17 protein-coding genes and 1 tRNA gene are annotated in these 21,337 nt (G+C 56.4%); 6 read left to right on the top strand and 12 right to left on the bottom strand.

What is annotated here, in order from left to right; translation table 11 throughout:
- Positions 1-631 precede the first annotated feature (631 nt).
- The 7 genes from K2H17_RS00365 to K2H17_RS00395 all read right to left on the bottom strand — a co-directional run bounded on the left by K2H17_RS00365 (position 632) and on the right by K2H17_RS00395 (position 10,444).
- Complete coding sequence (locus K2H17_RS00365) at positions 632-1,849, bottom strand: mechanosensitive ion channel domain-containing protein (RefSeq protein ID WP_300130076.1); 1,218 nt, start codon at positions 1,847-1,849, stop codon at positions 632-634.
- Positions 1,834-3,309: a cysteine--tRNA ligase gene (gene cysS / locus K2H17_RS00370; protein WP_300130098.1), complete on the bottom strand. Its 1,476-nt coding sequence runs from the start codon at positions 3,307-3,309 to the stop codon at positions 1,834-1,836. The genes K2H17_RS00365 and cysS overlap by 16 nt, the downstream gene beginning before the upstream one ends.
- A 40-nt stretch (positions 3,310-3,349) precedes the next feature.
- Positions 3,350-3,682 (bottom strand): DUF3467 domain-containing protein, encoded by a 333-nt coding sequence (locus K2H17_RS00375; protein ID WP_300130078.1) that lies wholly within the window; start codon positions 3,680-3,682, stop codon positions 3,350-3,352.
- A 36-nt stretch (positions 3,683-3,718) separates the two neighbouring features.
- Complete coding sequence (gene ubiE, locus K2H17_RS00380; protein ID WP_300130080.1) at positions 3,719-4,471, bottom strand: bifunctional demethylmenaquinone methyltransferase/2-methoxy-6-polyprenyl-1,4-benzoquinol methylase UbiE; 753 nt, start codon at positions 4,469-4,471, stop codon at positions 3,719-3,721.
- Positions 4,468-5,421: a phosphoribosylaminoimidazolesuccinocarboxamide synthase gene (locus K2H17_RS00385; RefSeq protein WP_300130081.1), complete on the bottom strand. Its 954-nt coding sequence runs from the start codon at positions 5,419-5,421 to the stop codon at positions 4,468-4,470. Before K2H17_RS00385 ends, ubiE begins: the two co-directional genes overlap by 4 nt.
- Before the next feature lie 284 nt (positions 5,422-5,705).
- On the bottom strand, positions 5,706-9,638 hold the full coding sequence (locus tag K2H17_RS00390; RefSeq protein WP_300130082.1) for a pectinesterase family protein: 3,933 nt from the start codon (positions 9,636-9,638) through the stop codon (positions 5,706-5,708).
- Between the two features lie 119 nt (positions 9,639-9,757).
- On the bottom strand, positions 9,758-10,444 hold the full coding sequence (locus K2H17_RS00395) for a tetratricopeptide repeat protein (protein WP_300130084.1): 687 nt from the start codon (positions 10,442-10,444) through the stop codon (positions 9,758-9,760).
- 293 nt (positions 10,445-10,737) lie between these two features.
- Between K2H17_RS00395 and K2H17_RS00400 the strand changes: the two genes are divergently transcribed.
- A tRNA-Pro gene (locus tag K2H17_RS00400) sits at positions 10,738-10,812 on the top strand.
- A 534-nt stretch (positions 10,813-11,346) separates the two neighbouring features.
- On the opposite strand, the gene K2H17_RS00405 is transcribed toward K2H17_RS00400, so the two are convergent.
- The 3 genes from K2H17_RS00405 to K2H17_RS00415 all read right to left on the bottom strand — a co-directional run bounded on the left by K2H17_RS00405 (position 11,347) and on the right by K2H17_RS00415 (position 16,087).
- Positions 11,347-13,545, bottom strand: coding sequence for a DUF3857 domain-containing protein (locus K2H17_RS00405; protein WP_300130085.1), 2,199 nt, complete (start codon positions 13,543-13,545; stop codon positions 11,347-11,349).
- Positions 13,542-15,371: a transglutaminase-like domain-containing protein gene (locus tag K2H17_RS00410; RefSeq protein ID WP_300130086.1), complete on the bottom strand. Its 1,830-nt coding sequence runs from the start codon at positions 15,369-15,371 to the stop codon at positions 13,542-13,544. Before K2H17_RS00410 ends, K2H17_RS00405 begins: the two co-directional genes overlap by 4 nt.
- A gap of 89 nt (positions 15,372-15,460) precedes the next feature.
- On the bottom strand, positions 15,461-16,087 hold the full coding sequence (locus tag K2H17_RS00415; protein ID WP_300130087.1) for a hypothetical protein: 627 nt from the start codon (positions 16,085-16,087) through the stop codon (positions 15,461-15,463).
- A 109-nt stretch (positions 16,088-16,196) separates the two neighbouring features.
- On the opposite strand from K2H17_RS00415, the gene K2H17_RS00420 reads away from it, so the two are divergent.
- The 5 genes from K2H17_RS00420 to K2H17_RS00440 all read left to right on the top strand — a co-directional run bounded on the left by K2H17_RS00420 (position 16,197) and on the right by K2H17_RS00440 (position 20,656).
- Complete coding sequence (locus K2H17_RS00420; RefSeq protein ID WP_300130088.1) at positions 16,197-17,609, top strand: amidophosphoribosyltransferase; 1,413 nt, start codon at positions 16,197-16,199, stop codon at positions 17,607-17,609.
- Positions 17,610-17,883: 274 nt separating this feature from the next.
- A complete protein-coding gene (locus tag K2H17_RS00425) occupies positions 17,884-19,113 on the top strand; it encodes an AAA family ATPase (protein WP_300130090.1) in 1,230 nt (409 codons plus the stop codon).
- 16 nt (positions 19,114-19,129) lie between these two features.
- Positions 19,130-19,798, top strand: coding sequence for an HNH endonuclease (locus K2H17_RS00430; protein ID WP_300130091.1), 669 nt, complete (start codon positions 19,130-19,132; stop codon positions 19,796-19,798).
- A 20-nt stretch (positions 19,799-19,818) separates the two neighbouring features.
- Positions 19,819-20,355, top strand: a complete 537-nt coding sequence (locus tag K2H17_RS00435; RefSeq protein WP_300130093.1) for a macro domain-containing protein — start codon at positions 19,819-19,821, stop codon at positions 20,353-20,355.
- Positions 20,356-20,440: 85 nt separating this feature from the next.
- Positions 20,441-20,656, top strand: coding sequence for a hypothetical protein (locus K2H17_RS00440; protein WP_300130094.1), 216 nt, complete (start codon positions 20,441-20,443; stop codon positions 20,654-20,656).
- A gap of 80 nt (positions 20,657-20,736) precedes the next feature.
- Here the strand turns inward: K2H17_RS00440 and K2H17_RS00445 are convergent, their stop codons facing one another.
- The gene (locus K2H17_RS00445) at positions 20,737-21,081 is read right to left on the bottom strand and encodes a HepT-like ribonuclease domain-containing protein (protein ID WP_300130095.1); all 345 of its coding nucleotides are present in this window, start codon (positions 21,079-21,081) and stop codon (positions 20,737-20,739) included.
- Positions 21,066-21,337, bottom strand: a 272-nt coding sequence (locus tag K2H17_RS00450) for a nucleotidyltransferase domain-containing protein (protein ID WP_300130096.1), incomplete at its 5' end; no start/stop codon positions are given. The genes K2H17_RS00445 and K2H17_RS00450, both read right to left, overlap by 16 nt.

Raw genomic sequence — 21,337 nt, forward strand, 5'->3', positions numbered from 1 at the left:
CCGCTAACGCGGCCCGCCTGCACGGTGACCTCGCCGGTCCGTAGCCGTTGCACTCTTCGCCGTTCTGCGGGTGCTGTTTAGTTTCATTTTTCCGCTGTGATCTGTCATTTCTTTGAGGATGCATCATGGCCGCATTCGCAAAGGCTCGGAGAGCCTGGATTTCAGAAACCCCAGGGTGAGCGAGCGACGAAGCGACAGCGGAGGCCGCAAGCGGTGCCTGGGGTCATAGCCCCGCCCCGCTATGCCTGCCTCGTAGAGGCTGGTTAACATCCCGATTTGTTGCATCCGATTGCTCTATTTCGTCAGAAGGCTCTCCTATGCTACGCGTGTCAGGCAGGCCGCGTTAGCGGTCCGGAGATTTCAGGCCACTGCAAGGGCGCCGTAGGTGTCCGCAGCTGTGGTGATACGCAATCTCCTCCCTTCCCCAAAAAGCGCCGTAGGTGCGAAACAAAACCATTCTCAAAGGCAATCATCAAAAAAATATGATCCTCCGTGAACCATTCCGCCCGCCGTGTGTTTGATAAGTACATAGCAAAATTACTTTTTCCATTGCAAGAAATGTGATAATGATTGGTTTATTAAACGAATAAAGGCTGTCGTGAGACAGCCTTCTTCGTTTATATAAGCCTTCTTATTTCGGATTGGAGGCAAGCATGGCGATATCGCGTCCTGAGGGGGCCTGATAGATGCGCAGACCGAAGCGGTGGACCGAGGCAAGCACATGGTCCGTCACTCCGGCCATGAAATGCTCGTATGGCTTCCAGGAAGTCAGCGACGTGAAGAAATACATCTCCAGAGGCAGGCCCTGAGCCGTCGGAGCAAGCTCGCGGACCATATAGAGCATATCCTCATTGGTCTTGAGTTCCGGCAGACGGGAGATATAGTGCTCCAGATAGCGGCGGAAGAGAGTCAGATTGACGTGTTCGGCCTTCGGGTCGAGATCGCCCCACCATTCCTCACGGCTCAGTTGCTCTACCGTCTGCCGCGGGCAGAACCCGACGCTGTCCACGTCGATGGTGACAGCCCGGCTGATGCGGCGGCCCCGCGAGTCGGTCATCCCGCGCCAGTTTTGGAACGATTCGCTGACAAGAGAGTAGGGCGGCACGGTCACTATCGTCATGTCGAAATTCTGGACCTTGACCGTGGTGAGGCCCACTTCGAGCACAGTGCCGTTGATGTTGCGCGCAGGCACCGTGATCCAGTCGCCCGGACGGAGCATGTCGTTGAGCGTCAGCTGCACACCGGCCACCACACCCATGATCGAGTCCTTGAAGACCAGCATGAGCACCGTGGCGGCAGCGCCGAGACCGGTCATGACCGTGAGCGGATTCTTGTCGGCGAGGATCGAGATGATGATGATCACACCCACCGAGACGGAGATCACCTGAAGCATCTGGCGGATTCCCTTGAGCGACGACGCCCGTCCTGACGACGAGCTTTCGATCAGCTCGTAGAGCGCCAGGAGGAAGCGGTTGACCAGATGGACGATCACACACACCACCAGAATCCTGAATGTCAGGACGGTCACCGTGTGGAGTGTCTCATAGAAAGTCAGAGACTCCGGCAGCGTTGCCTGAAGGAGCAGCACGCAGATCAGCTCGGCGACCACACGCAGCAGGCGGGGATTGAAAAGAACGTCGTCCCACTTTGCGTCCGTGTGGCGCACCAGACGGTCTATGCCGGGAATCACATAGCGGGTCAGCACATAGAATATGATCCATGCGACGGCCAGGATCGAAGCCGCGGTCACTAAAGTCGAACAGGCGTGGAGCAGGCTGTCGCCCACTCCCCACCCGTTCAACAGTTCGGTGGTCCGGTTCAGGAAACCGGCAATCAGCTGAGAGTCCATTCAGCGCCGTCTTTAGTATCCTTGACAGTGAATCCGAGAGCCGCGAGGCGGTCGCGGATGAGGTCGGAAGTCGCCCAGTCCTTGGCGCTCTTGGCCTTTGCGCGGACTTCGAGAAGAAGCTCCATTGCTCCCTCGAAAGGCTTGAGCGCCTCGGCGGAGTCGCCTGCCATTTCGGTGCGCACGCCCAGAATGTCCACCAGGAAGGTATCGAACACCGATTTCAGTTCGTCGATGTCGGCCTGGGTTGCCGTAGCGTGGCCGTCCTTCACCTGATTGACCAGGCGCAGGGCATCGAAGAGGGCGGCGATGACCATCGGAGTGTTCATGTCGTCGTCCATAGCCTCGTAACACCGGCGGCGGATGTCGCTGACGTCGATTGTCGAGCTCTCTGACGGCGTCAGTTCCTGGAGGCGGCGGAATCCTTCAAGCATGCGTCCGAGGGCTTTCTCAGAGGCTTTGAGAGCCTCGTTGGAAAAGTCGACGGTGCCGCGGTAGTGGGCCTGGAGGATGAAGAAGCGTATGGTCATCGGCGAGTAGGGCTGTTCGAGCAGCGGATGAGAGCCGTTGAAGAACTCGTCGAGGGTGATGAAATTGCCCAGCGACTTGCCCATCTTCTTGCCGTTGATGGTGATCATGTTGTTGTGCATCCAGTAGCGGACGGTGTCATGGCCGTTGTGGGCCACAGACTGTGCGATCTCGCATTCGTGGTGGGGGAACATGAGGTCCATTCCGCCTCCGTGGATGTCGAAGCTCTCGCCGAGATACTTCTCGCCCATCGTCGAGCATTCGAGATGCCAGCCGGGGAAACCTTCGCTCCAGGGCGAGGGCCAGTGCATGATGTGTTCGGGCGCGGCTTTTTTCCAGAGGGCGAAGTCGGCGGGATGGTGTTTCTGGTCCTGTCCGTCCAGTTCGCGGGTGTTGCTCAGAAGTTCGTCCACGTTGCGGCCCGACAGCTTGCCGTAGGGGTGGTCGCGGTTGAACTTGGGCACGTCGAAGTAGACAGAGCCGTCCGAGATGTAGGCATAGCCGCTTTCGAGGATCTTCTTGATGTATTCGATCTGCTCGATGATGTGGCCCGACGCGTGAGGCTCGATCGAGGGGGGAAGCACGTTGAGCGCCTCCATGGCCTTGTGGTAGCGGGTCAGATAGTGCTGCACCACTTCCATCGGCTCCAGCTGTTCGAGCCGGGCCTTCTTGGCGATCTTGTCCTCGCCGTCGTCGGCATCGTGTTCGAGATGGCCCACGTCGGTGATGTTGCGGACGTAGCGCACCTTGTAGCCTAAGTGGCGCAGATAGCGGAAGAGCACGTCGAAGGTGATTGCCGGACGGGCGTGGCCCAGATGGCCGTCGCCGTAGACAGTCGGACCGCAGACATACATTCCGACCTTCCCTTCATGCAGGGGCTTGAAGAGCTGCTTGGTGCGGGTCAGCGTGTTGTAAATCGTGAAATTGTTTTCAATCATCTTGACTGACAGTTATGTAACAGTGTTTCTATGCCTCTCAGGCCTTTCCGCCCATGATGAAGGGGTTGGGGATCTCGCCGCCGCCGGGGTTTCCGCCGCCGTTGACCGGACGCTTCGGGCGGATTTCGCCGAATGTGGCTTCGTATTTCTTGACGTTTTCCATCAGCGCGCCCAGGAGGTTCTTGGCGTTTTCGGGAGTCATGATCACGCGTGACTGCACCTTGGCCTGAGGCATGTTGGGGGCCATTGTGATGAAGTCGAGGAAAAATTCATTGGCACCGTGAGAGATCACGGCGAGGTTCGAGTAGATGCCTTTGGCCACTTCGGGCGAGAGTTCGATCTTTATTTCGTTGGGATTGTTGTTTGCCATTTTCGGTAGTTTTTTGAGGGGTTAGTAGTTGGAGATTTATTGATTTTGTTCCGTGGGCCTGACCGCGGTGTAGATGCAGCAGGTTCCGAAGGTCATGTCAATGTAGCGTGTCGCGGTGAAACCGGCCTCGGCCATCAGGGCGCACATGCGCTCGCGCTGGGGCACTGCGGCTATGGATTCGGGCAGATAGCTGTAAGCGCGGACATCCTTTGAGATCATCCGTCCTGCCGTCGGGATCACGCAGCGGGTATAGAACTTGTAGAACGGTCTCACCAGCGCCGAGGAGGGTGTGGAGAGTTCGAGGACCACAATACGGCCTCCGGGACGCAACACGCGCAGCATCTCGCGGTAACCGGCGCTCAGGTCCTGGAAATTGCGCACTCCGTAGGCGCAGGTGACGCAGTCAAACGAGCCGTCGGCAAACGGGAGTGCCAGACAGTCGCCGATGTCGAGGCTTACGGACTCTTCCAGACCCCGCTCCCTGACCTTCCGGCGCCCGATCTCGACCATTCCCTCCGAGAGGTCCACACCGGTGACCCGGCACGGACTGAGGCGTCCGGCCATCAGGATGGCCAGATCGCCCGTTCCGGTTGCTATGTCGAGAATCTCGCCGTGAGGCTCGCGGCGCAGCAGCCCTACGGCCTTGCGCCGCCACAGACGGTCGATGCCAAACGTCATCGCCCGGTTCATGAAGTCATAAGCCGGGGCGATGGAGTCGAACATCTCGCGCACCTGGTCAGCCTTGTGGCGGGAGTCGGAATTGTAGGGTGTGATCTGTTCTACTTTCAAGGATTCAGGGTGTTGAGGCAGTCGAGCACGTTGCGTGCGATGCGGTCGTCGAGGTGCTCTTCGGGAGCGGGGGCGAATTTCTCGCCTGTGATGTGCTCGTAAAGCTCGATGTAGCGTTCGGAGACTTCGTTGCAGAACTCGTCGGTCATTTCAGGCACCTGCTGACCGGCCTTGCCCATGAAGCCGTGGTCCATCAGCCATTCGCGCACGAATTCCTTCGAGAGCTGGCGCTGGGGTTCGCCCTTTGCGAGACGTTCCTCATAGCCTTCGGCATAGAAATAGCGCGATGAGTCGGGAGTGTGGATCTCGTCGATGAGGATCACTTTTCCGTCGCGCAGACCGAATTCATATTTGGTGTCGACGAGGATCAGGCCCTTTTCGGCTGCCATTTCCGAGCCGCGTTTGAACAGTGCGCGGGTGTAGGCGGCCATTGTGTCGAACTGCTCGGCGGTCACGATGCCCTGGGCGATGGCCTCTTCGCGTGAGATATTTTCGTCATGGCCTGCGTCGGCCTTGGTGGTCGGGGTGATGATCGGTTCCGGGAAGCGCTGGTTTTCGACCATGCCTTCGGGGAGTTTCACGCCGCAGAGCTCGCGCATGCCGTTCTTGTATTCGCGCCAGGCGCTGCCTGCGAGATAGCCGCGGATGATCATTTCGAGACGGAGGCCTTCGCAGCGGTAGCCTACGGTCACCATCGGGTCGGGCACTGCGATCTTCCAGTTGGGCACGATGTCAGACGTTGCGTCCAGAAACGAAGCTGCGATCTGGTTGAGAGCCTGGCCCTTGTAGGGGATACCCTTGGGGAGGATCACGTCGAAAGCCGAGATGCGGTCGGTTGCGACCATTACTAACAGATCGTCGTTGATGGTGTAGACGTCGCGTACTTTGCCGTGGTAGACAGCGGTCTGTCCCGGAAAGTTGAAATCAGTGTTGACTAAAGTTGTAGCCATAGTGATTGTTGTAATGAATGGTTGAGATTGTTGATTGCTGCAAATTTACAAAAAAAATGCGGTAAAACTCCCCCGCCATCCGAATAAACACGATGATTTTTCAGACAGCTCTGTAAAGTGACAGCAGGAACGCCGTTGCCGGCATTCCTGCTGTGGTGGTCAGTGGGGTGCTGTATGAGTCGTGATTGCCTGATGTCGCAGGCCTGCTGAGATCGGCTCCGGTCGGTGGATGTTGCAAATCCTCCGGCAATCAGCAATGGCCCGTATCGCTGTCAGGACGTTTCTCAGAGCTTGATTTTCAGGGTGACGGGGGCGGTTGTGCGTGACTGGACGCGCAGCAGCAGTATTCCTTCGGGCAGATGACAGAGGCTTGTCTCGGTCGAGGCGATGGTCTGCATGGCGATGCGGCGGCCGTCCACGCCGTAGACCTCAAGCAGGGCGCCGATGCTCGTTTCGCCCACACGGAGGCTGCGGCTGGTGCTGTCGTAGGCGATTTCGCTGTCGACGGTGATCTCTCCGATCGAGCTTTCGCGGAAATCATTGTCGGAAATCTCGCCCATCAGAGAGTTGAGCCATACTTCAAGCGCCGTGTAGCCCTCGGCGTTCACCAGATTGTTGTCGGGCTTGGTCGGGTCGAGGTTGTTGGCCTTTTCCCAGTCGTCGGGCATTCCGTCGCCGTCGGTGTCGGTCGGGACAGTGTAGTCGCTGCGGTAGGGGAAGAAGCCTTCGGCATCGGCTTCGGTGTCGATCATGCCCATTCCGGCGCCTGCGAAGGCTCCGCTGAATGTCACTTTGCCGTTTTTCACGTCGTCGGCCACTCGGCGTTCAACCTTGTCGCGGTTGATGGTGCCTGCTTTCTCTATGACTGTCCTGAAGGCCTCTTCGGCGCTCTGGAGGTCATAGAGCATATAGTTCTGCGGGATATATCTGCCGATCGGGCCGAGAGCGGAGTGCTGATACCAGGGAGTTGCGGTGACAATCCGTTCGTTGGCGCGGATGTCGGCGAGCGTGTATTTTCCCTCTACTGCAACCGCTGTCCAGTTGTCGGCGTTGGCCGAGGCGAATCCTTCGGCAATGTTGCCGTTGATATACCATTTCGCCGGACCCCAGGAAGTTGCGCCGCTGCGGGCATAGCTTGAGTTGACGAATTCCAGGCGGTTCTTGTCGGACCAGGGGCCGGGCTTGTAGTAGTTGTTCATGAAGTTGCACTCATGGGCGGAGTTCATGCCGGTGTAGCTTGCTACCGGGGCTGTGTTCTCGCCGCCGTAGCAGCCTCCGCGTTTGCCGTAGTTGTAGTTGACGTTGTTGGCATACTCCATGAACACCACATGGTCCTCGCCGCGGGCGCCGTTGAAGCGGGGCGAGCGGGAGTTGTTGTGGGCCAGGAGGTTGTGGTGGTAGGTCGCAGGCGATCCGCCCCACTGGCAGGCATAGCCGCGCTCGTCCTTGACATGGCCTGCGTTGTAGAGGCCTTCATGGAGCATGGAATACTGCACGGTCAGGAAGTGGGAGTCGGCTGTGTTCATGTTCTCCTCGGTCGACCATCCGAACGAGCAGTGGTCGATGATGAAGTTGGCGCAGTTTTCGGCGCCGAGGGCGTTGTTGGCAATGATCTGGCCCGACATGTCTTTCTGGCCGATGCGGAAACGCATGTTGCGGATGATGAAGTTCTGCGAGCCGCCGACATTGAGCTTGTTGCGGGTGATGACGATTCCCTCGCCGGGAGCGGTCTGTCCGGCCAGGGTCCAGTTGGCTCTTTTGACGTTCAGGGGGGTGGCAAGGGCGATGTCGCCGCTGACTTCGAAGACGATGGTCAGGGGCTGGTCCTTATGCTGTTCGAAGGCCCAGCGGAGGGTTCCGGCAGAGCCGTCGTCGGCAGTCGAGGTGACTTTGACCACCTTGCCGCCGCGTCCGCCTGTGGCATATTTTCCGAAACCTTCGGCTGTCGGGAAGGCGATGAGGCGTGTGGCTTCAGTGACGCTGACGGCCTTTGTGGTGACACCGTGGCGTGAGATGGCCGCCACGCTGAACTCCGAGGCTTCGGCTCCTGAGGGGAGCGTGTAGGTCGTTTCTTCGCTCAGGCTGTCCATTCTGCCGTTGCGGTAGATGATATATCCGGCGGCTGATTCGTCGCTGTCCCAGGAGAATGACGAGGGGCTGACGGTGAAGTTGCATGGCTCGGCGGTGCCGCTGAGGATGGCCTTGAAGTCAAAGGGGACTGCCGATGCTTTTTCGAACAGGAATTCCGGTCTGATGTAGGCGGCCACTTCTGCGTCTGAGGCCTGGTGTGAGAAAGCGGCGCGGCGCGACACGTCGGCAGGCGTACCGTCGGCATTCAGGTTCTTGTATTCATAGAGCGAGGCTGTGTTTTCCGAACCGTTCCAGTCTTTCCAGCCTTCGGCCTTGATGTGAGAGCCAAGGCGGCAGTTGAGGAACATGCTTCCGGAATTTTCCTTCCAGGGGCGTCCGAGATAGTAGGTCGAAGCGCCGGTCCCTTCGCCGGCCATGATGTTGCAGCCGTTGAAGAACAGGCCCGCGCGGAGTGCCTGGGCCGAGAGTTCGGGGTAGAATGTGCGGTTGAGGGTCAGTCCGGCTTCTGCGGGAGCGGTGATGTAGCCTCCGTTGGGGTTGTAGAGGCAGATGATGTCACAGCCTTCGAACCACTCCAGGCCTCCGTCATAGATGAAGTCCGTGGAGCCGCTGATCTTGCAGCCTGTGAAATAGCCGCGGGCGCCGGTGTTGGCTTTGTATGTGTCCTGGAAGCCTTCGAGGATACAGTTTTTGAACAGATGGGCGTCAGCTGCGGTGTAGAGCGCTTCGGCCTGTCCGACGTTGCCTGAGGTGTTGCGGATGGTGAGGTTTTCGGCATAGAAGCGTTCGGTGAACACGTTGAGGGCTGCGCAGTCATTGTAGGTGTTGCTGCTTGTGCCTCCGCGGCTGACCGACGAGGTCAGGATTGTCGTTGCGGCGTCTGCGCCGATCAGGGAGATGAATTTGTTGTGCTTCTCCTTGGTGCCGGCATAGATGTTTTCGTCATAGATGCCCGGCGCGATGTAGATGATGCCTCTCGATCCGTCGGGCACGGCGTTGATGGCTGCCTGGATCGTGCTGTGGTCGCCTGATCCGTCGGGATTGACATAGAGCAGGGTGACGGGGGCTTCTTCGTCAGGAGTGGGTTTTGTGTTGCCCTCCTGGGTGAATCCGAACTTGCTGAGGTCGCTGAGCTCGCCGACATCTCCGACCGGATTGGCTTTGGCGTAATCGGCCTGCTCTGCGCTTATGCGGTCGCCGAAGATCTGGAGTTTGTGGACTCTCGGTGCCTGTTTCATGGCCAGAGGGTCTATGGCCTGCCAGTCGAAAGGCGCTTTCTGAACCTGGTCATCGGCATTTGCCTTGCCGTCGCCGTCCCAGACGCGCCAGCGCAGCGACACGTCATGTCTGTCAATGACGTTCTCCATGAAATAGCCCTGGTCGGAAAACAACGTCCAGCCCTGTTTCTGCTTTTCGGATCCGGCCCACACGAGCGGTTGCCACTCTCCGTCGCCGATCTTGATGTCGCACTTTATGCCTCGGCCCCATGAGGTGGACGACCATGACCACTGGATGCGCTCCACGTAGGGTATGTGGTCGATCTCCATCCATCCGTGGAGTGAAGTGCTTTTGTCAGGTGAGGCTCCGCGACACATCTGCACGAAGCCCGCCTCGCCCTTGACCGGACGGCCGTTTTCGTAGACCACGTTGTCTTCGAGCATCACCGTGTGGCCGGTGCTTTTCCAGTTATTGAATCCGTAGGATGCGTTGCCAAGTGCTGGATCATTGTGGTAGAACTGGCGGCTGAAGGCGGCTGTGGCGGCTGCGAATCCGCTGTTGGATGCCTTGGTGGCGAAGGTGCAGTTGTGGAACAGGACGGGGTAGCTCACTCCTTCGGTCCCTATGACAGGCACGCTGATGATTGCGTTGACATAAGTGTCGTCCGCCCATTCCGGACAGGCTTTTCCGGTCCATTTCTGCACGTCGGCAGGGTCCTTGGGCCAGGTGTCGGGCCACGAGGTGTCTGAGAAGTTTATGTCAATGATTTTGGGCGATGTTGAAGAGTTGCTCCACTTTTCAACCGCTCCATCCGGATCTGAAACGGCTCCACTGGCCGAAAGCGGGAGACATTGCAGGCCGACGGCCATGAGCGCTCCCGCCGTTAAATAGCGGTAAACTTGTTTCATGTGTAATGATTTTGAAGGTATTGAAAAAACGCTTGCCCGGAACCGGATTGTGACGGTCGGCCGGGCAAGCGTTTGTATGTTGTCTTTGTGGGTTGGAATGCGCTCTGACTGTGCGTTTGTTATTTCGCAGCGGCGTCTTTTGCGCGTTCGAGATATTTCTGCATGTCCACGCCGATCTCGGCTCCGTAGTTGGGATATTCCTTGATGAGCTGTTCGTAGACAGCTGCTTCAGCCTTGAAGTCTTTCTGTTCGCGGAGCACGGTGGCTTCCTTGAGCATGAAGGCGGGAGTGTAGTGCGGGTTGTTGTCCGAGATCTTCACTGCGCTCTTGTAGCAGTCGATGGCCTGGGGATATTGCTTGAGGTTCACGTAGCAGTCACCTTCGAGCGATTTGGCTGCGGCGCCGATGATGGTCTCTGTCGCGTCATAGTCTTTGAGGTGGTTGAGTGCTTCCTCATATTTGCCCTGCTTGTAGAGGAGGATGGCAGCGTTGAGGTTGGCGAGGTTGCCGGCTGCATAGCCGTGGTCGGCGGCTACCTGCTGATATTTGGCGAGGGCGATGGAGTCGTTGCCCATCAGGAGTTCCATGTCGGCCTGGCCGATGGCGTTGTTGGCGGCGTTCTGTCCGGGCTGACGGATGGCGTAGACGTAGATCAGCACGATTGCCACGATTGCGGCCACTGCGATGCACGACCATACGATGATTTTAGGGTTGCTCTGCACCTTTTCGCCGAGGCCGGTGAGAGTGTCGTTAACCTCGTCGATCGAGGTGTGGGTCTGTTCGTTGTTGGGCTTGTTATTTGCCATTGTTATGTGATTCGTTTTTGATTTATTCTGTGCTTTGTCGATGCTAAAAAGCGCATTCATAGCGCGTTATCGCATTCCAAAGTGCAAAATTAATACATATTCTCCAATAAATGAAATTTTTAGCGTGATTTTTGACCCCGTATCGCGCCGGAATTTTAAAAATATCGGTCCGCAGGGTTCTGTCCGGGCGTAATGCGGCGGCCGATGGCATGGATGTGGAGGTGATGTCGGTGCGAAACAGAACAAAGCTGTTGCATATTTGAAAAAAAAGATATAACTTTGCACCGTCGTTTCGGGGCGTAGCGCAGTCCGGTTAGCGCACCTGCTTTGGGAGCAGGGGGTCGCGAGTTCGAATCCCGCCACCCCGACGAAAACAATGCCGACGGGCCTGACTCACTGAGTCGGGCCCGTCGTGTGTATTGGCGGTAAGCCCGGAAAAATTTTCCGCACTCCGCATTATCGCACTGAAACGGGGGGAGCCGGGGCTTATCTTTGCAGTGTCGATCGTCGATATTTCAAAGTCAAAACCCTCATTCCCCCGTTTTCCCATTGCTATGAAAAAGACCGAAACCGCAGGGCCGGACACTGCCGCCCTCCCCGTATCCCGCAAATTTTATGAATCGCTTCTGAGCCGCATCGCGCTGACCGTCAGCCTTCTCTCTGACCCTCAGACAATGATGCGCCGTGTTCTGGCCATACTTGAGGCCTACATGAATTCCGGCGTCGAGCCTACCAGAGCCGCCGGTCTTGACCCGCTGCTCATCTTCACCATCCTGCGTCCGGAAGTCGACAAGGCCATGGAGCGCTCGCGCCGTGCACGTCAGCGCGCCCTTGACCGCCGTCTCCGCAGGGAGACCGAGGCGGCCAAGGGCGCGTCTGAGGAGCCTGTGATCCCCGCGGACCTATTTCCGGTCGAGGATCAGAGTGGATCCCTGCCATGCGTTGGCGGCGTCCAGGATCTTGAGCAGGTCGCTCCAGGCGGAGGCAGAGAGGAGAGGCGCATTGTAACGCTTGGCGACCTTGATCTCGACGAGGTCAGCCGCAGGCGAGGAAGCGCTGACGGTGAAGCTGCCGGTCTCGTTGCTGACAGAAGTGGCCAGAGCCGCGAGCGAGGCGGGGTTGGCGCTGTATCCGGCGGGCAGCTTCAGGCTGATGCGGGTGACATACTCGCGCGGAGTGCGCAGATAGATGTCGTCGGCCCGCTCGCGGTCTGAGGGGAGAGCCTCGACCTGTCCGCCGAGGAGTTTTCCGGCTGAGAGGATCAGGTTTTTGCCCGCGCGCTTCACAAGGTTGTCCATAGTATAGTCGATATTATATTTCAGTTCCGGATTTTCCGGGTCGATGCCGATTGAGGTGACCTGTCCGCCGGTGAATTCCGAAGCGTCCGCACCGTGATATGACTTGATTTCTTCCTTGAAATCGTTTTTCTGCTCGTTGCGTCCGTCGGCATAGCGTTCGAGGCGGTCGGCTGCCTCCTTGCTGTTTTCCTTGATGTCGACCGTCAGATCGTAGCGGTTGAGATATTTTTTGTAGCCCTCGTTGAGGTCCTCTTCGCTGAGCACTCTGAAGCCTACGCTTTTGGTAGCTCCCAGATATGACTCCTCGCGCCGGATTTTGAGCGCGGTGCCGTCAATAGTGGCATCGACGGTGGTCAGGTTGCGGTTGTCGGCGGCGGTGCTCATCGGCAGGGTCAGATAGTCGGCCTCGGTCATCGGTTTTTTCTTGCGTTCCTTTGACTTGCGCCACATCAGAGCCTTGCGACCCTGCAAGGAGGCCGGAAGCTCAGACGGCGCCATGAAGCCGTCAAGAGGGGGGAAATAGTAGCGCGGCTGTTGGCCATTGACTTTCGCGAAACCCTGCGTGTGGTTGAGGTTGATGAGCCGGTCGAGCGGTTCGTATAAGTCGGAGGTGGAGATGCCCGGTTCGATCGGAATCTTGAACGCGCGCAGATCGCTGTTGAGCAGGCGGGCGAATGTCGAGTGGTCGGAATTGCCGCGCTTGGCTATATAGATGTAGCAGAGTGCGTTGTAAGTGTAATCGGCGGCTTCCTGAGCCGTGATTTTTCCCTCTTTCAGGAGTTTCTGCAAGGTTTTGCCGATCTTCTTGCCGTCGCGGATATATTCCTGAGGCATAGAGCCGACGATCGGATGGGTGTCAAGCCACCAGTCCCAGGCGTCCCAGCGGTCTTCGATGATGATGTCGGCGGCGGGGTTGGCGTGAAGTCCGTCCTTGCGGGCGCTTTTGGGGGTGAAGTCGTCGCTGTTGCGGCGGTTGAAGATGTGGATTTTGACCGTGGGCGACTGCTGGTCGGAGTCATACCACAGGCGCGGTTCCTTGGGGATGTCGGTCATTTCGAGGTCGAGTACATAGTTCTTGTCCTCGTCGCGGCTGACGGTGAAATCGGGAGCGCCGTTGAGGGTGCGGTATTGTGTGGTGAGATTGTCGTCCACAATGCAGTGGATGCGGTAGCTCATGATCGGGGCATCGTCACGCAGAGTGAAGACCATCGGATCGGGGTGGACGTTCTGGAGCCGTGATTCGGTGTAGAAGAAAACGTCGATGTCGTCGCCGGTCTCAAGGCCGGGAATGGCGAGTTTGCGGCTCTTTTTCTCCCCTTTCTTGCCCTCCTCGACCTCGATGAACTCCGAGGTGTCGATGTCGACGGTGCGGCCGTCGGGTTTGATCAGGCGGACTCCCATCGCGAAGCGTTTCTTTTCGTAGCCGTCCCAGTATCTTTTCTTCTTATCGGTGCCGAAATCGAATTCGGAATATTTCTCAAGCGCGGCCTTGTCTTTGATGTGGATGAGCATGCGGGTCAGGTGTGAACCCTGCACCTGGGCCTTGCGCGAGAAGCGCAGGGTGCCGCTCATGCGTCCGAAGCCTGTTTTTTTCTTGGCGTCGACATCCTCGTGGACGGCTTTGATGACAGCCGATTCCTTCCGGTATTTTTCTGGGATTTCCTTGACCTTGAAGGCGGGGAGATCCATTGCATAGACCTCCGCACGGATCGTGTCGGTGAACCGGCGGTAGTCTTCCTTGCTGTCGGCATAGGAGAGCAGGGCGCTGATCAGCGCGACTGCGCTCAGAATTAATTTCTTCATTGGCGTTTCGGTTTTGTGGCGGTTTGTTTCATTCGGATCTCAATCTGGCGGTTGCAGGCGTCGTTCCAGTGGCTCAGGGCTTTGTTCCAGGCCGGGATGTCGGCGAGGGGCAGCAGGCGCGATTCGAGAATGAGGATCTTTTCCATGCTGACCGTGTCGCCGTCGCGCCGGTAGGTGCAGCTGAAACGGGCGTTCGGAAGTTCGGTCCGGGATGGATCGGGTAGCACCGCTTCGGCGTTTGCTGGAAGCACGACTGTGGAGCGGCGGACGATCTGACCCGTCATCGGGAAGAGATAGTCGCTGCGGCGCTCGTCGGTGTCGATTCGGGAGCATAGCGGGTCGCCTGAGGTGTTGAGATCGAGGTAGATGACATCATCGGCCTCGGTGATGGCCTCGCTGTTGAGGATCGGGGCGCTCAGGATGATCTCGCCGGGGGTGTCGCGGCTGAATCTGACGCTGTCGGCAGGCACTGCGGCCCGCTGCGAGGGTATCAGGGCTTTGGCAAGAAGCTCGTTGAGGTGCTGTCCGGGCACTTCGTCGTAGCGGCTGATGAAGTTTTCGGCCATATCTTCGGTGCATTTCCGGCGGACGATGCCGCTGAGACCGTCGGGTGTCAGGCGGTAGTGGCAGGTCAGCAGATCGGCGGAGGCCACGGGTGACACTGCCGGGATGTCGATCATCCGGTAGCCGTCAGGGGTGAACATCATGGCGTCTTTGCCGCGGATCCATTCCGGGATGTGGCGCGCGGAGATCTGGCGGTGGGTCGGGTCGAGGAAGAGCATGGAATCGCCGTCGGGGACGATGCAGATCATGTGGTTGGTAGCCGAGAGCGACGGGGCCTCGGCTATGCGGAAGGGGATGTCGGAGGTGCCGACTGCCGCTATGTAGGCTTTGATTCCGGCTCGGTTGAGCATGGTGGAGAGCAGGAGCGACATCCCTTTGCAGTCGCCGTAGCGCTTGCGCATGACTTCAGCCGGAGTGTCGGGGCGGTAGGCGGCCTCGCCTGCTTCAAAGGCCACATAGCGGATGTTCTGCCTGACGTGGCGGTAGAGGCGGCTGATGATCTCGTCGCGGTCTTTGGCTCCGGCGGTCAGCGAGGCTACTGTGGCGTTGAGTTCGGCGGCTGTGGTGTCGACGTCGAGCATCGGGCGGTGATAGCGGTAGAGCGAGTCGCAGTCGGGGAAGTAGCCTTTGACCATGATGTGGGCCAGGGAGGCCAGGGCCGGGGGACTTTGCCTGTCATCGGGGATTTCGGGCAGGGAGGTGACGGTGTAGGTGATCGTGCGGCTGCCGTCAGGTGAGGTCTGTTCGCTGCGGGTGATTCCCTCGGCGGGGAAATTGCGGTCGACCAGTCCGATCTCAGGCATCGAGGCCGGGATGTGGAATATTATCTGTTTCGAGCGCACGGGATATTCCTCGGCCGGGTACATCCCCGTGAAGTGGGCGCCGTCGGTGAATGTCCGCCTGAACTGCACCTTGGCCTTGCGGTCTTTGCGGTCGAGGCTGATGTCGAGCCAGCAGACCTTGCTGTCGTCGTGGAAGACGGTCGGGGGGTTGGCGTTGCTGTAACGGGCCTTGCCTCCCGACGCTTTGTCGAGGGTGATTATGTTGCTGTGGAAGGCGTGGGGCTTGATCTGTTCGGCCCGGCGTGTGGCCAGATATTCCAGACTCCGGCTGTGTTTGACCTCAGGTCCGTTTTTGCCCTGCACGAAGCGGAATTCCTCGATGGCCGAGGTTATCACCACGTTCTCGTCGGGCTTGGCTGCCTCGGCCCCCAATGGGCGGCAGAGCAGCAGAAGGGCGATCGGAAGCAGTTTTTTGAGCATAGCGGTATCTGATTGGTTTGTGGGGCGTAAGACAGAAAGATGTGCTATGCAAAGATAGGAAGCGTAAAATAAAAAAAGTGTGATTTAAATCACACTTCCGGGGTAATAATAGGTCTGAAACTCTGATTTTGACTGTCGCTTTGGTCAGAATCACCTATTTCGCCTTTCAGTTTGTTGCGCAGGCGGGCGAAAGTCTCGCGGGTGATGCCGAGATAGGAGGCTATGGCGGTCATCGAGACTTTTCTGTTGATCTCAGGTATGCGCCGGAGCAGTTCGCGGTAGCGTGTTTCGGGTGAGTCGCAGCGGAAGGAGGTGCCGCGCATCATGAATCCCATCGCTACGGCGAGGGTGAAGCGGAGGCGGTAGCCGGGAAGCTGACTGTCCATATAGCCGATAAGGTCGTCAAGTTTCACGACGAAGACCTCGGAGTCGCAGAGGGCTGTGATGTCATAGCCGCTTCGTCCGGAGAGTCCGGGAGTGATGTAGCCGCCGATAAGCTCACCGTCGAAAGCCATAGTGAGTATCTGGCGGTTTCCCTTGAAGTCGGGGCGGGAGAAGGCGAAGCCTCCGGAGACGACGAGGCCTATGTGTCTGGCAGGCTCACCGATGGAAGAGAAATGCCTGCGGGTGCGGAAGCGGCGGCGCTCGCCGTGGGTCATGATGTATTGGCGCACGGGAGCGAGGTCGATGGTGTCGTATAATTTGAGATCAGCCATGACTTGCGGTGGTGATTTTTGATTGAGACAAAGATAACGTTTCTCTGAGAAATTTTGCGTAACTTTGCAGCCGAATAATTATCACACAGTCAAATTTTACTGTAACACCATGAGCGGTTTTTTTGGAACGGTCGGCAAGCAAAGCTGCGTGACCGATCTTTTCTACGGGACGGACTATAATTCCCATCTGGGTACCCGTCGCGCCGGTATGGCTACTTTCGATGCTGCCGACGGGCAGTTCAGCCGATCAATTCACAATCTGGAAAATACGTATTTCCGCACCAAATTCGAATCGGATCTTGGGAAATTCCGAGGCAATTCCGGCATCGGGATCATCAGCGACACAGATCCCCAGCCGATAGTGATCAACTCGCATCTGGGTAAATTCGCTATCGTCACCGTTGCCAAGATCGCCAACATCAAGGAACTGGAGAAGGAGTTGCTTGAAGGCAACATGCACTTCGGCGAACTGAGTTCGGGCAACACCAACCAGACCGAGCTGATCGCCCTGCTGATCATCCAGGGGAAGACCTTCAAGGAAGGTATCGAAAACGTGTTCAACAAGATCAAAGGCTCCTGCTCGATGCTCCTGCTGACCGACGACGGGTCGATCATCGCCGCCCGCGACAAATGGGGCCGCACTCCGATCGTCATAGGCCGCAAGGACGGTGCCTATGCCGCCACCAGCGAGTCGAGCAGCTTCCCGAACCTCGATTTCGAGATTGACCGCTATCTCGGTCCCGGCGAGATCGTGCGCATGAGCGCCGACGGTATCGAGCAGCTGCGCAAGCCCAACGAGAGGATGCAGGTTTGCTCTTTCCTCTGGGTCTACTACGGTTTCCCCACTTCGAGCTACGAGGGCCGCAACGTGGAGGATATGCGCTACAAGTCGGGCTATGAGATGGGTCTCACCGACGAGTCGGAGGTCGACTGCGCCTGCGGTATTCCCGATTCGGGTGTCGGAATGGCTCTCGGATATGCCGACGGCAAGGGCGTCCCCTACAAGAGAGCTATCTCCAAATACACTCCCACCTGGCCCCGAAGCTTCACTCCGAGCCGCCAGGAACTGCGCAACCTCGTGGCCAAGATGAAACTCATCCCCAACCGGGAGATGCTCCAGGGAAAGCGCGTGCTGCTCTGTGACGACTCGATTGTCCGCGGCACCCAGCTGCGCGACAATGTCAAGATCCTCTACGACTACGGCGCTAAGGAGGTGCATATCCGCATTGCCTGTCCTCCGCTGGTTTACAGCTGTCCCTTCGTGGGCTTCTCAGCCTCGAAGAGCGACCTGGAGCTGATCACCCGCCGTGTGATCCAGGAGCTTGAAGGCGATCCTGATGCCAATCTGGAGAAATATGCCACCACCGGTTCGCCGGAATATGAGAAGATGGTCTCCATCATCCGCGACCGTTTCGGCCTGACATCGCTGAAATTCAACCCGATCGAAACGCTTGTCAAGGCCATCGGCCTGCCCAAGTGTCAGCTCTGTACCCACTGCTTCGACGGCAGCAGCTGCTTCTGATCCCGATCCCGCCGGTTTCAGCCGCCGGATTCAACCGCCGGAAGCGTCCAGCCGCCGGCAGCGTCAGATCCCGCCCGGCAGACATGATAAAAACAACGAATAGCGTCAAATAGCGTCAATTTTGCAAAATTGACGCTATTCGTTGTTATTGCCGATTTTGAACAATTCCTTTTTTCTGATATTCAGGATTATTTATTACTTTTGCTACCAAGAGCCATGAACGAAGTTTGTTGAGACGGGTTCTTACTAAAAACCATTATAAAAAGCATCGCGTATGTATATCAAGAGTCTTGAACTGAAAAACATCGGTCCGTTTGACAGTGGTAAATTGGAATTCGCTTATGATCCTTCAGATCCCGGCGGCCATCCTGTCACAATCATCACCGGCGTAAACGGCGCAGGTAAGTCGATCGTGATTGATGCCATACGTGCCGCTCTCAGCGGTCAGCAGCTTGAACGCAACATAGTGGCTGACGAAGATGACTTTTTTATAAAGATGAATGTGGAGATCAATGGCAAATCTCAGGACCTCTCCACATCAAAGTTTGAGGGTAACCATATAAAAGAAGCTGATTATCTTGGAATTGCAAGATATTTTAAACGTGCATATAAAAAATCGGACGATATTCAGCCGTGGATTGTTGATTACTGGTCCTCACGGATGCCTTCAGATTCGTTTTCAGTCAGCAGTATAGGTAACATTGTCCATGAAGAGGTGTTGCATAATGTCATGCTCGGAAAGAAGAGCAATGTGGAGCTGACAAAGTTTCTCTGTCATATCGATTATCTCCGCAGCAGCGATGTCCCTGCCGAAAAGGAGTTGGGCGAATTTATATATAATACTGTCAAACAGACCATCAACAGCTGTCTTGACAACGGATCCTTCAAGTATATCCGTCGAACCGATCTCCAGCCGATAATCGAACAGAACGGTCACGAGATAACATTGGAAAAACTCAGCAGCGGCAATATTTTCCTTATCGAGCACCTCGTGCTGCTCATCTGCAAGATGTATTCGCTGTCTGTGTTGCTTAAGATACCTACTGCCGAGATTCTCAACAGCCGCGGGCTGCTGCTTATCGACGAGATCGAGACGCATCTCCATCCCCGATGGCAGAAATCAGTACTTCCGATCATCCGGTCGCTTTTCCCGAATCTCCAGATCATCCTGACCACTCACTCGCCGTTTGTGCTCTCGTCTCTGCCGGGGGTGAGGATTTACACTTGCAAGCCACAGCCCGGACATAGCGAAATTGTCGATGAAACGGATGTTTACAGCAATATGCCGGTCGATGAGATTCTTCTGAGCGATGTGTTTAATGTCTCGCCTTTCAATAATGACATAACCAAGCTGATGGAGGAGCGCAAGGCTGCTATCAAGGCCGGAAAGAATAATGAGGTTGAAGATATTGAATCGAAACTAAGCAGCATCAATCCGGAGTATTTCTCGTATATGAGTGATATAGACAAGGAGCTTGACAGGCTCGCAAATTCTATAAAATAATAGGAGGTTGTGAGCTATGAGACATATCGACCGTCTTGCCATACCGGATATTCTCAACCGGAAACATGTTGAATGGCAGAAGAATTATGATACACGGAGGGCTGCGAATCCGGGTTTGCGGCCTGACAGCCCGAAATATGCCCACAAGGATATCAGAAAACAACTGATGTCGATGTCGCATTGCAAGTGTTTTTACTGTGAGGGTCTTCTTAAGGATCAACCTAAAGAGGTAGACCATTATATTGAGGTCGCTGTCGATTCGTCAAAAGCCTACGAGTGGGAGAATCTTTACATGGCATGTACGAATTGCAATGATAAGATACCCCATGATGATATTCCTGTGACAGACGCGTTGGATCCGTGCACGGATTCCGATGAAGAAATCAGAGCAAATATCACTTTTGAGAAGGAGGTTGTCCGTGCGGTTCCGGATTCAGCCAAAGGATTGAAGACTATAACGAAATTTCGGCTTGATACCGAGTTGCTTGATGCGAGAAGAGCAAAATGGCTCAACAAGATCAACGATGATATTTTTAAGATTCTGTCAGAGATGATTTTGGAGGGGCGCAATCGGCTGAATGATAGCGAAGTGGGACGGTTGAAAGGTTATATGCAATCAGATTCCCGTTATAGTCTTATGAGTGAGATTTATATAAAGGATCGGTTGAAGAGATTTTGGCCTTGATCTGTGATAAGAAAAATAATATGGAAATATATAAGGATGCTGCGGAGAGGTTTCATCTGGTCAAGGGGTCGATTGCGGGGCAGAGGGTTGATGCGGTTGTCAATGCGGCTAACAATCAGCTGAGGGCCGGAAGCGGTGTGTGCGGGGCGATTCATACGGCTGCCGGACCGAAGCTCGCTCTGGAGTGCGGGGAGATCGGATGGTGTGACACGGGCAGGAGTGTCATGACTGATGGCTATGAACTGCCGTGCCGGAAGGTGATCCACACAGTCGGGCCTGATCTGCGTCCCTGGGCCGCTCAGAAGCTGACCGATAGGCCTGAGAGGCTTTTGAAGTCGTGTTATGACACGGCGATAGATCTTGCGATCGCCAACGGTCTTGGTTCGGTTGCTTTCCCTTGTATCAGCACCGGGGTCTACATGTTTCCAAAGGCAGAGGCGGCGCGGATTGCTTATGAGACGATCATGAACCGGCTGTCGACCGACTACGGTGGTGAGGTGACTGTCTGCTGTTTCACCGATGAGGACCTTGAGCATTACCGGCGGCTGATGGTGTGAGATTTCCTTTTATGGTTAGGGATGGTGATGGCGGCCAATGTTTTGCCGATGAGTTTCGCACCTACGGCGCTTTTTTGTGTGGGTGGTGGGGTTGTGGGTTACCACAGCTGCGGACACCTACGGCGCCCTTGCAGTGGTCTGGAATCTTCCGACCGCTGACGCGGCCAGCCTGCCCGGCGCTTTTGCAGTGGCTTGGATTCCTCTGATCGCTGATGCGGTCTGCCTGCTCGGTGCCTTTGCGGTTGTTTGGATTCCTCTGACCGCTGATGCGGTCTGTCTGATGTTGGGCCGTGGTTTGTGATCTTAACCCCTTGGGCTCGAAGGTGGGTCTGATGTTTTGCGGGGGGGTGATAAAACAGAGGAGGGGAGAGATCGGCTGGATTAGTCGGTGGTTGCGATCAGGTCGGTGACTTCGGATTTGAGGAGGGGAAGGTGGCGGACAACAATGCCCCACATGATGTCGTCGGTGACGCTGTCGTACCCGTGGATTACGTAGTTGCGGGTATCTACGATTTTTCTTGCTGAGGTAATGCTGATTTCCGGATCGGTTTTCAGTATCCTGTTCATTGCTTCGCCGATAATGGTGATGTTGCGTTCAACCGCGCGCCGCAAACACAAGTCTGCCAGATATACGTCAAAACGTAGCGGCCGACTTTCAAAAAAGGATTCGATTTCCTCGATTGCGCAGAGGATATCTTCCAGAGAGGTTTTTATTTTAGGCTCCATATAAGTTTGCGTGTCTGGTCGACTTCCTGCCGGAAGAAGCGGTTGCGGATTGATTTGTTGACAATCATGTCGACTTTTCGTCCGATGACTTCTTCAATTGCGTGAATGAAGTCAAAAAAGTTGTCAGCGTAGTCGAGCAATTCGATCTGCTCTTCGTCGAAGTCTACAAGAAAGTCTACGTCGCTGCGGTCGTTGAATCGGGGGGTGAGGATGGAGCCGAATACCCACAGCTTTGCGACCTTGTACTTTTTGCACA

Source organism: Duncaniella sp. (assembly GCF_029054785.1).
Lineage (GTDB): Bacteria > Bacteroidota > Bacteroidia > Bacteroidales > Muribaculaceae > Duncaniella.

Excerpts from the sequence above, each read along its gene's own strand:
- K2H17_RS00395 (WP_300130084.1), bottom strand. The coding sequence starts at position 10,444 with ATGGCAAATAACAAGCCCAACAACGAACAGACCCACACCTCGATCGAC.
- K2H17_RS00365 (WP_300130076.1), bottom strand. The coding sequence starts at position 1,849 with ATGGACTCTCAGCTGATTGCCGGTTTCCTGAACCGGACCACCGAACTG.
- K2H17_RS00415 (WP_300130087.1), bottom strand. The coding sequence starts at position 16,087 with ATGGCTGATCTCAAATTATACGACACCATCGACCTCGCTCCCGTGCGC.
- K2H17_RS00385 (WP_300130081.1), bottom strand. The coding sequence starts at position 5,421 with ATGGCTACAACTTTAGTCAACACTGATTTCAACTTTCCGGGACAGACC.
- K2H17_RS00435 (WP_300130093.1), top strand. The coding sequence starts at position 19,819 with ATGGAAATATATAAGGATGCTGCGGAGAGGTTTCATCTGGTCAAGGGG.
- K2H17_RS00390 (WP_300130082.1), bottom strand. The coding sequence starts at position 9,638 with ATGAAACAAGTTTACCGCTATTTAACGGCGGGAGCGCTCATGGCCGTC.
- K2H17_RS00375 (WP_300130078.1), bottom strand. The coding sequence starts at position 3,682 with ATGGCAAACAACAATCCCAACGAAATAAAGATCGAACTCTCGCCCGAA.
- K2H17_RS00445 (WP_300130095.1), bottom strand. The coding sequence starts at position 21,081 with ATGGAGCCTAAAATAAAAACCTCTCTGGAAGATATCCTCTGCGCAATC.
- K2H17_RS00405 (WP_300130085.1), bottom strand. The coding sequence starts at position 13,545 with ATGAAGAAATTAATTCTGAGCGCAGTCGCGCTGATCAGCGCCCTGCTC.
- K2H17_RS00410 (WP_300130086.1), bottom strand. The coding sequence starts at position 15,371 with ATGCTCAAAAAACTGCTTCCGATCGCCCTTCTGCTGCTCTGCCGCCCA.
- K2H17_RS00430 (WP_300130091.1), top strand. The coding sequence starts at position 19,130 with ATGAGACATATCGACCGTCTTGCCATACCGGATATTCTCAACCGGAAA.
- K2H17_RS00420 (WP_300130088.1), top strand. The coding sequence starts at position 16,197 with ATGAGCGGTTTTTTTGGAACGGTCGGCAAGCAAAGCTGCGTGACCGAT.
- K2H17_RS00425 (WP_300130090.1), top strand. The coding sequence starts at position 17,884 with ATGTATATCAAGAGTCTTGAACTGAAAAACATCGGTCCGTTTGACAGT.